Here is an 8,635-nt window from a genome sequence, read left to right as displayed (position 1 = left end):
AATCATTACCATTGTTTAGTTTTCAGAGAGCATGTTGTCTTGCGACAGCTTTTATATGTTACCACATCGCAAGCGATATTGTCAACATATTTTTTTGCTTCACAACCGTAATTGTGGAAGCATTTGTCTGTCGTTTTTAGCGACTCGTTTATCTTATCACAGGCATTTTATTGTGTCAATGCTTTTTTCATAACGCAACAAATCATTCACTTCTTTTACATGACTAAACAATTTCTATTTACCCGAAAGTAAATGCCGATTATTAAAAAAACGACCTGCTGAATCATCCAACAGATCGTTTTCTTGATCATCCTATCTTTTTACTTTCCAAATGAATTGCAATCCTTTTTAGTGACCTCGTTATATGAAACAAAAAATAAAAGAAAGCACCTGCCAAAATAAAATGAACACCTATTCCCACAAGACCAAACAATCCATGTCCATGCATATCAATCGCCTCCTTGTAACGCTTATCTCAACTATAAGCACTACATGTGACAAAATGATGACAATCAATCATTCAAACTAAAATTTGCACAATAATCCGTAATTCCTCTCGCAATGGCTGCGGAAAATTGGTCGCGTTTAACTGGATTAGCCAGCATAACTTCATCATACGAATTACTAATAAACGCCACCTCAATCAGTACAGATGGACAATTTGTCTTTCTAAGTACTTCAAAATTTGCTTTTTTAATCCCACGATCCACACTACCAAGATTAGTAATAATTTGCGATTGAATGCATCTCGCTAATTTTTCAGATTCTCCACCAAATTGATAACAAAAGGTTTCTGTTCCTTGCGCAAAAATGTTCTCTGCACTATCACAATGAATGGCTATAAACAAATCAGAACCAAACTCATTTGCCGATTGCAAAATCTGATCCATTGCATTTTCCTGTATCTCTATCACCTGATAACCAACAGCACGTAAATACTGCGCTACCTTTTTCATAATATCACAAACAACTACAGCTTCCTGTAATCCGCTGACTCCAACAGCACCACTGTCTACGCCGGGACAGTGCCCTCCATTAATAGCTACTTTCATTGATTGCCCCCCTTTTAATTTATGTTATTCAAAATTGCCCGTTTTTGCCTAAACTATTCGAAGATTGCTATTGCAAAAGGCAAAAAAAAACACATCTCAGAAATAAATCCCTGATGTGCCTTATTCCAAATATTTTTATTGGATATGTTTACTTCTCCATTCCATTAAAACTGTATCATGCCATTCATTTCCGATTTTCGCTATTTTTTCTCTCACGCCAACTTTTCGAAAGCCACATTTTTCATGTAACCGATAACTAGCAATATTTTCCCGTATAATAGTAGACTGTAACGTCCAAAAACCAACTTCTTCTGATAAAGAAATTAACCTTTCCAGCAGAGCCTTCCCAACTCCCTGACCACAATATTTCTTATCAACATAGATACTCACTTCTACTACACCGGCATAAGCAAAGCGCTTTGAAGTCGGACTGAGAACGGCCCAACCAAGAATACTCTCTCCTGAGCAAGCAACAATTCTACATATTTTCAGATGATTTTCATCCCATTGTTCCCAGCTTGGAACTTTTGTTTCAAATGTAGCTTGCCCCGTTTGAATGCCTTGTGCATAAATTTCACATACCTGTTTCCAATCCGATGGCTGCATCGCTATAATTTGATAATTCATCAACCGTCTCTCCTTTACGCAGTATTCACAAACAATTATCATTTTCTTATTTTATCACATAAAATCAAGTGTTATTTTATCCAAGTGAACATTACCAAGCCAAAACGTTAGAAAGCTACTCAGCTAAAAAAGTCCAATTCACTTGAGCTTCCGCACAATGAATTGGACTTTTTTAATTTTTAATGATTTGATTAATGATTTGCTAACTCTTGCCCTAAAGCAAAAGCTGCATTCAAAAATTTATCGTTTTTACTAGCTGCATCAAGCTCACCTAATCCGGCTCCAATAATCGGTTTCAATCCATTCTCAAAACCAATGCCCTTAAGCGATTTTCCTACTGCATCAATACAACCAGAGTAAAGGCTAGGATCAGACTGATTTTGAGCAAATATTAATCCAAACTTTTTCCCTTTGCCAAGACTGCTTGTAAAATTAGGTTTCAAATAAGCATACATTCGATCCATTACAGGAGCTAACTGCGCTGAAAATCGTCCGAAATAAATGGGCGACCCAATAATCACAGCATCTGCCTCATTAATAGCGCGATAAACAGCTGTCATATCGTCATTCACAGCACATTTACCCGTTTTTTTACAAGCACAACAAGCTTGGCAACCACGAATTTTTAAATCATTTAGATAAAGAATCGTCGTTTGTGCATCGTTTGTTTTCGCGCCTTCTAATGCCTTCTGCATGAGCGTATCAACATTACCATTCTTTCTAGGACTACCAACAAGACCAACAATTTTCATTACTATCACTCCTCTTATTAAAATCGCTTCAAAGCAATCCACTATTTCCCAATTTCTATTATAGCACTACTCACCGAAGTTCGCGAATCTACATGGCGCGTCGTTTGGTTCCTTTCTCCATCATTACTGGCCCTCATAATTGCCACGTAAGCCTATTTCATCAGCAATTTCGCGCATCCCCTGGATTGTTTGTTCAGTATCTCATCAAATACAAGAAAAGTCTTCACTAAGCAACTAAGCTAAGCAAAGACTCTATTCTATGCAGTTAAACACTGCACACATATTACAATATGGTTGCGGGGACAGGACTTGAACCTGTGACCTTCGGGTTATGAGCCCGACGAGCTGCCAGCTGCTCCACCCCGCGTTAATATTTTATAAGTATACTACACTTATGCCATTCTGTCAATTTCCTACAATTAACAAAGGAACACCAACAATAGAGCTCTAATCATAAGCCCCATTTCCTAGCACGATCGCCAAGAGACAGGCTTCACCTGTATTTGTTATTTAATAACCATCATTTCCGTTGCTTTTATAAGGGCAGTAACTTGATCACCAGGTTTTAAATCTAAATCTTCGACTGCATCAACAGTAATTGCTGCTACCAATTCAGTCCCTTTATAATCCATAACTACTTTTGCCATAACTGTACCTTTAACAATTTCTTTCACTGTAGCTGCTAATTTATTTCTGCCGCTGACTTTCATATATAATCCACCCCTTATATTATATTAAATAAATAATACAATATAATAATCCAAATGACTAGAAAATATTCTTCAATATAAAAATTTCGCTATTTTATAATCATTTTTTCGGAAATGCGCCACAACATCTTCTAATAATCATGAGCAACCATAACGGGGATTATATATGACATATCCTGTCTATTTCCCAGTTTAACAGCTTCACTAAAGGGTAAGTAAAAAAATAAGATAAAATTTGGGACTCTGGTAACCATTCTTTAGGAAGCAGAAAATGATCCCCAATAACAAAAATCCACCTTCTAGCCTAATCACTAAGAGATGGACTTCATTATTACGGCTTAAATACATGTCGATAACTTTAAGAAAAATTCACTTTAAAGATAAAAGATCGACATTTAATCCATGTGGTATTCCATACAATACAAAAGTTGACAGAACTATTAAAGACAAAATATAGCCACCAATTACAAGTTTATCATCAAACGTCATTTCTTTACTACGGTCTTTACCTTCTTGGTGTATAGTAACACCATATTCTTCATGGCAATATGCATTGTCCATGATAATCATCCCTTCCAAACTAAGATTCTAAGCAATATGTTTTGTACAGTCTTATTATATAGCTAGGCTATCCGTTTGTAAATGAGAATGATTATTATTATAATATTAAATGTAAAGATACTTTTTAGAAAAATCTCGCAAAAAATCTATATATATTTCGAAACATTTTCTCAATCATTTCTATTTTCTTCCTTGGATTCATCCATCTCTAACAATTCATGAATAAATTTTGCTAATTCCACTGATAATTTTCCGGATTCTTCCTCACTTAATATACTATCCATCGCAAACACCACCTTAATCGCCGACTGACATCAATCGCTATTACATACATATTACTTTTTTAACTTTTGACTCGTTTAAGTGATTTACTAATATTCCATAAAAAATATAATTGCATGATTGTTGTGATAATATAAAAACCAAGCACAAATAAATCATCAAAATCATTAAATTCAATTGGAATCATTACTATTCCCCTTTATTTTTTTCTATTTAGCTTATTTTTATGCCAAAACACATTTTCTAGTTTCATCACATTTCTGTCATAGTAAAAAGGCTCTCCGGTTAATATAAGAGAGAGCAAACGAAAAATTTTCGAAAGTATTCTATTTAACGGCCAATAAGGTGACCGGATTAACTTATTTATAAAATAGCATATAAATGTGACGAAATTATGACAAAAAATGAAAAAAGCCCCAACCGGGGCCAACAAAAAAATTTACACACTTAAAATCTCATTCCCATAGAAATACTATTTCTACTATTCCATGTTCTTTCTTGCTTGACGCGAGTACAACTTCTTGCCTCATCTTTCGCCTCATAATTAATAACCCGAATAGCTGGATATTTTTTTTATAATAACCTTTTCCATTAAAGCCTCAACTTGTTCCTTGCGAACAAAACCGCTTTCCTTTTCCGTTACATTTGCCGTACCACAGGCAGAAGCAAAACGGATCGTCTCGACAATATCCAGCTTACGTTGCAACGCTACAGCAAGTCCGGCGACATACGCATCGCCAGAACCTACTGCATTGATATTTTCTACCACTGGTGGAATGGCATAATATATTTTCCCATTATAGCCGATAACCGAACCTTGCGTCCCCATTGAAATAACAGGTAGAGCAATTCCTTCTGCCATAAATTTTCGAACTTCTACTGCGGCTTCATCTGCGGATTGTACCTTGTACCCAGTGAGAAATTCGATTTCGTCCTTATTTGGCTTAATGAAAAACGGTTTTGCCTTTATTCCTTCTACTAAAGCTGCACCGCTCGTATCAAGCAGAAATTTTTTTCTTTTCGTATTGGCGCTTTCAATCAGTTTTCTATAAAAATCTTTTGCTACATTTTGTGGCAAGCTGCCGGAAGCAATGACGATGTCTGCATCATCCAAAAGTTTTTCATATTCGTTAAGAAATTCTTTTTGCTCTTCCTCACTTACAACCGGTCCAGGCTCTAATACCTCGGTCTGCTTCCCATCTGGTGTAACAATATTGATACATGCACGAGTTTCACCATTGATTCTTACGGATGCATTCGCTATGCCTTTTTCTTCAAGTTTATCAGCAATAAATTCGCCCGTTTTTCCGCCAAGAAACCCTGTTACCATACAAGCTTCCTGCATTATATTCGTTATATTGGCAACATGTGTTCCCTTGCCGCCGGCTGTATTCTGCACGCTTTTTGCTCGTACAACTTCACCGCGCCTTATATCATTGACCGTATAAATTTTATCTAACGATGCATTTAAATTCACGACTAAAATCAAGATATTTCACCTTACCTTAATATCGATTTGCGCTGCCACATATCTTGATTTTATGAGCAGTAATATCGGCCATAGCTTCCTTGCCAGCTGTCATGTATTTGCGAGGATCATTTGCTGTCGGATTTTCAAGAAAGAATTTCTTAACAGCATTTGAAAATGGAATTTTGAGATCCGTTGCTACATTGACTTTGCAGATACCAAGTGAAATTGCCTTTTGCACGAAGTCGTCCGGAACATCCGATGCACCATGAAGTACAAGCGGAATTTCTACCACTCCACGAATTCTCTTTAACCGCTCAAAATCCAGCTTTGGCGTACCTTTATAGAGTCCGTGTGCTGTGCCAATGGCAACAGCTAAAGAATCGATACCAGTAGCTTCAACAAATTGCACAGCCGTTTCAGGATCAGTGTAACTACTGTCTTTATCGCTTACGATGAGATCGTCCTCTTGCCCAACGAGCTTGCCAAGTTCTGCTTCGACCGTCGTGTCATACCTATGTGCATAAGCGACTACTTTCTTTACAAGCTTGATGTTCTTTTCAAACACTTCACGCGAAGCATCAATCATCACAGAACGAAAACCCGCATCGATATCCGCCTTGATATCTAAAATACTTTCATGATGATCTAGATGCAAGGCAATTGGAATATCCGTCTGCCTTGCCGCTGTTACGCCCATCGCCATGAGATAATCGCAATTGGCGTACGCTACGGTCGATGGTGTTGCCGCAATAATAAGCGGCGAACGCATTTTGCTTGCAACTTCTACTACAACCTGTATTGTTTCCATATTATGAATGTTAAATGCTGGTACGGCATAATGATCTTTTTGTGCATTTAATAGCATTTGTTTTGTTGATAAAATCGTATGCATCTTTATTCCTCATTCTTCCATGATTTTGTTGTTTTTTTACAAAGAATCAGCCTGCAAACAAGAGTGTATTTCATTATTTATTTAATGCAACGTTTCCTTCTTGAACCTGTTCCGCTACTTGTTTTTTATGCCAGAAATAGGTGCATATCACACAGAAAATATAGCAGGCACCAATAATAGCAAGACCAGTAACATTTGTTGTATGCATGATCTGCGTCAAAATATAAGTTATAGGACTACCGCCTTGGTCAAGTGACGCGATCTGTGCTCCGGCCGTTGTAATCTGACCGGCATTTACTGCCAAAGCCGTGTGCAAGCCAATCATCTGATTCGAGATCCAAATCGTCATGAACATTACAATTGAACCAGTGATAAGGGTTCTAAACAAATTTCCACCGTGAACACCAACGGCCATGGCAATGAAAAAACCGATTGTCGGTAAATCGCCAAATGGAAGAATTTGATTGCCAGGAACTATCGCTGCAATAAAAATCGTTACTGGAATAAATAAGAGAGAGGCTGCCACAACAGCTGGGTCACCAAGAAGCAAGGCACAATCCAGACCGATGTAAAAAGTGGAATTCTTAAATTTCTTTTGTAATACAGCTTTAGCCGTTTCAGATACTGGAAGCAATCCGGCCATAATATGCTTTACAACCTGTGGCATAAGAATAATAACTGCTGCCATTTGAATGCCGAGAGTAAGAATGCCGCGAATGTTATAATCCGCCAAGATGCCGATGATAACACCCATAATGCCCCCTACAATTGCCGGATCACCAAGTGTGCCAAAACGTTTTTCCAATTGCTCAGGGTTAAAATCAATGTCCTTGATCACAGGAATACGATCCAATATCCAATTCACCGGCACCGAGATCGGCGCAAACCAGCCTGTTGTTCCATGCGGCATCGCAATACCTTCTAAGCCAAAATATTTTTCGGTGACGGGTGCAAACCAGTCACCGATTTTATATGCATACGCCGCATGAAGCGCTACACCCAAAATACCAAGAGTATAGCTGCCCGTCGCAATGTTGACAATAGCGCCTGTAAAAGCAAAATGCCAGATATTCCAAATATCAATGTTAACGACACGAGTAAGTTTTAATACCAACATTAAAATATTTACTGCAATGGCCACTGGAATAGCGACAAGAGCAATACTACTCGCCCAAGTCATCGGTGATGAACCAGGCCAACCAATATCAATAATGTTCATTGATATTCCAAAATTTGCTGACATAGCTTTTGCTGCTGGAGCCAAATTATTAAGCATAAGTCCTATAACCAGGCCAATACCAATAAAGCCAATCCCGATGGAAATACCAGATTTAAGCGCCTTGCCAAAGGGCTGGCCGAGGCACTTTGCAACGATAAAAATAACGATTGGCAACATGACAGCGGCCCCTAAGTCAACAAAATATTGCACAAATGATAATAGAGTTTCCATTCATAAGCCCCCCTTAATATTTAGAATAAATCATGTTATACAAAATTATGTTACTTTAGATAGGACAATATCTTTTCTTCTGTGGCTTCTTTATTAATACCGCTCAAGAAAGCCATACCATTTACATAGGGCTTGCCATAATCTTTTTTTATCCTCATTGTTGTAACAATGAGATCCACACCGTCAAGATTACTTTCAATTTCCGTCATACGGATTTGAAGGATTTCCACAGCTACGCCATTTTCCTTGCAAAGTTCCTTGATTGCACTTGCTGCTACTGTTGAAGTCGCTACCGCTCCGCCACATGCCACAATAACTTTTTTCATTTTTAACTCCCGTTTTTCTTTATTTTTGAATATTCATTGCCCTGCTATGCCAAATTTTCAATCATGATTTTACAGAACTCATCTTTGTTTTTTGTTTCTTGCAATTTTTGAATAAGTTTTTCCTGTTGGAAGATTCCGAATAATTTTTGCAATATCGATAAATGTTGATTTGCCCTTTTCAATGCCAACATAAAAATTAATTTAACAGATACCACATTATCAGGATTTTCCATACTACGAAATTTAACTGCTCGTGTTAACCGCAGTACAGCAATACCGTTTTTAATTATATTATCAGCCGGTGTAGCATGAGGAATGGCAATGCCATCATTTTTCAGCACAATACCCGTCGGAAAATCATTTTCTCTTTCACTTACCGCTATGATATAAGCTGGTTTTATATAGCCTTGATGCACCATCATTTCCCCTAAAGTTTTGATAGCTGTCTTGTCATCATCAACCTGCCCATCCAAGCAAATCAAGTCTTCTTTTATTAAATCCGCAATATCCAT

10 protein-coding genes and 1 tRNA gene are annotated in these 8,635 nt (G+C 37.5%); all 11 read right to left on the bottom strand.

Annotated features, from left to right (window positions below; translation table 11 throughout):
• Positions 1-512 precede the first annotated feature (512 nt).
• The 11 genes from Ga0466249_RS12170 to Ga0466249_RS12120 all read right to left on the bottom strand — a co-directional run bounded on the left by Ga0466249_RS12170 (position 513) and on the right by Ga0466249_RS12120 (position 8,635).
• A complete protein-coding gene (locus Ga0466249_RS12170; RefSeq protein WP_215829719.1) occupies positions 513-1,052 on the bottom strand; it encodes an N-acetylmuramoyl-L-alanine amidase family protein in 540 nt (179 codons plus the stop codon).
• 135 nt (positions 1,053-1,187) lie between these two features.
• Positions 1,188-1,679 carry a GNAT family N-acetyltransferase gene (locus Ga0466249_RS12165; protein WP_215829718.1) on the bottom strand — a complete coding sequence of 164 codons (492 nt, stop codon included), beginning with the start codon at positions 1,677-1,679 and terminating at the stop codon, positions 1,188-1,190.
• A gap of 191 nt (positions 1,680-1,870) precedes the next feature.
• Positions 1,871-2,431, bottom strand: coding sequence for a flavodoxin family protein (locus Ga0466249_RS12160; RefSeq protein WP_215829717.1), 561 nt, complete (start codon positions 2,429-2,431; stop codon positions 1,871-1,873).
• Positions 2,432-2,722: 291 nt separating this feature from the next.
• A tRNA-Met gene (locus tag Ga0466249_RS12155) sits at positions 2,723-2,798 on the bottom strand.
• A 139-nt stretch (positions 2,799-2,937) separates the two neighbouring features.
• Positions 2,938-3,141 (bottom strand): TOBE domain-containing protein, encoded by a 204-nt coding sequence (locus Ga0466249_RS12150; RefSeq protein ID WP_215829716.1) that lies wholly within the window; start codon positions 3,139-3,141, stop codon positions 2,938-2,940.
• 369 nt (positions 3,142-3,510) lie between these two features.
• Positions 3,511-3,702, bottom strand: a complete 192-nt coding sequence (locus tag Ga0466249_RS12145) for a hypothetical protein (RefSeq protein WP_215829715.1) — start codon at positions 3,700-3,702, stop codon at positions 3,511-3,513.
• A gap of 826 nt (positions 3,703-4,528) precedes the next feature.
• The gene (locus Ga0466249_RS12140; protein WP_215829714.1) at positions 4,529-5,473 is read right to left on the bottom strand and encodes a 1-phosphofructokinase family hexose kinase; all 945 of its coding nucleotides are present in this window, start codon (positions 5,471-5,473) and stop codon (positions 4,529-4,531) included.
• Between the two features lie 16 nt (positions 5,474-5,489).
• On the bottom strand, positions 5,490-6,347 hold the full coding sequence (locus tag Ga0466249_RS12135) for a tagatose bisphosphate family class II aldolase (RefSeq protein WP_215829713.1): 858 nt from the start codon (positions 6,345-6,347) through the stop codon (positions 5,490-5,492).
• A gap of 73 nt (positions 6,348-6,420) precedes the next feature.
• Complete coding sequence (locus Ga0466249_RS12130) at positions 6,421-7,797, bottom strand: PTS galactitol transporter subunit IIC (RefSeq protein ID WP_215829712.1); 1,377 nt, start codon at positions 7,795-7,797, stop codon at positions 6,421-6,423.
• A 50-nt stretch (positions 7,798-7,847) separates the two neighbouring features.
• Complete coding sequence (gene gatB / locus Ga0466249_RS12125) at positions 7,848-8,123, bottom strand: PTS galactitol transporter subunit IIB (protein ID WP_215829711.1); 276 nt, start codon at positions 8,121-8,123, stop codon at positions 7,848-7,850.
• A 44-nt stretch (positions 8,124-8,167) separates the two neighbouring features.
• Entirely contained in the window at positions 8,168-8,635 is a 468-nt protein-coding gene (locus tag Ga0466249_RS12120) for a PTS sugar transporter subunit IIA (RefSeq protein ID WP_215829710.1), read from the bottom strand.

The sequence above is a fragment of the Pelorhabdus rhamnosifermentans genome, from assembly GCF_018835585.1.
GTDB lineage: Bacteria > Bacillota > Negativicutes > UMGS1260 > UMGS1260 > Pelorhabdus > Pelorhabdus rhamnosifermentans.
Note: the sequence above shows the minus strand (reverse complement) of the source record. Positions and strands in the feature narration are given on the sequence as shown.

Excerpts from the sequence above, each read along its gene's own strand:
- gatB (WP_215829711.1), bottom strand. The coding sequence starts at position 8,123 with ATGAAAAAAGTTATTGTGGCATGTGGCGGAGCGGTAGCGACTTCAACA.
- Ga0466249_RS12165 (WP_215829718.1), bottom strand. The coding sequence starts at position 1,679 with ATGAATTATCAAATTATAGCGATGCAGCCATCGGATTGGAAACAGGTA.
- Ga0466249_RS12170 (WP_215829719.1), bottom strand. The coding sequence starts at position 1,052 with ATGAAAGTAGCTATTAATGGAGGGCACTGTCCCGGCGTAGACAGTGGT.
- Ga0466249_RS12160 (WP_215829717.1), bottom strand. The coding sequence starts at position 2,431 with ATGAAAATTGTTGGTCTTGTTGGTAGTCCTAGAAAGAATGGTAATGTT.
- Ga0466249_RS12135 (WP_215829713.1), bottom strand. The coding sequence starts at position 6,347 with ATGCATACGATTTTATCAACAAAACAAATGCTATTAAATGCACAAAAA.
- Ga0466249_RS12145 (WP_215829715.1), bottom strand. The coding sequence starts at position 3,702 with ATGGACAATGCATATTGCCATGAAGAATATGGTGTTACTATACACCAA.
- Ga0466249_RS12120 (WP_215829710.1), bottom strand. The coding sequence starts at position 8,635 with ATGGATATTGCGGATTTAATAAAAGAAGACTTGATTTGCTTGGATGGG.
- Ga0466249_RS12150 (WP_215829716.1), bottom strand. The coding sequence starts at position 3,141 with ATGAAAGTCAGCGGCAGAAATAAATTAGCAGCTACAGTGAAAGAAATT.
- Ga0466249_RS12130 (WP_215829712.1), bottom strand. The coding sequence starts at position 7,797 with ATGGAAACTCTATTATCATTTGTGCAATATTTTGTTGACTTAGGGGCC.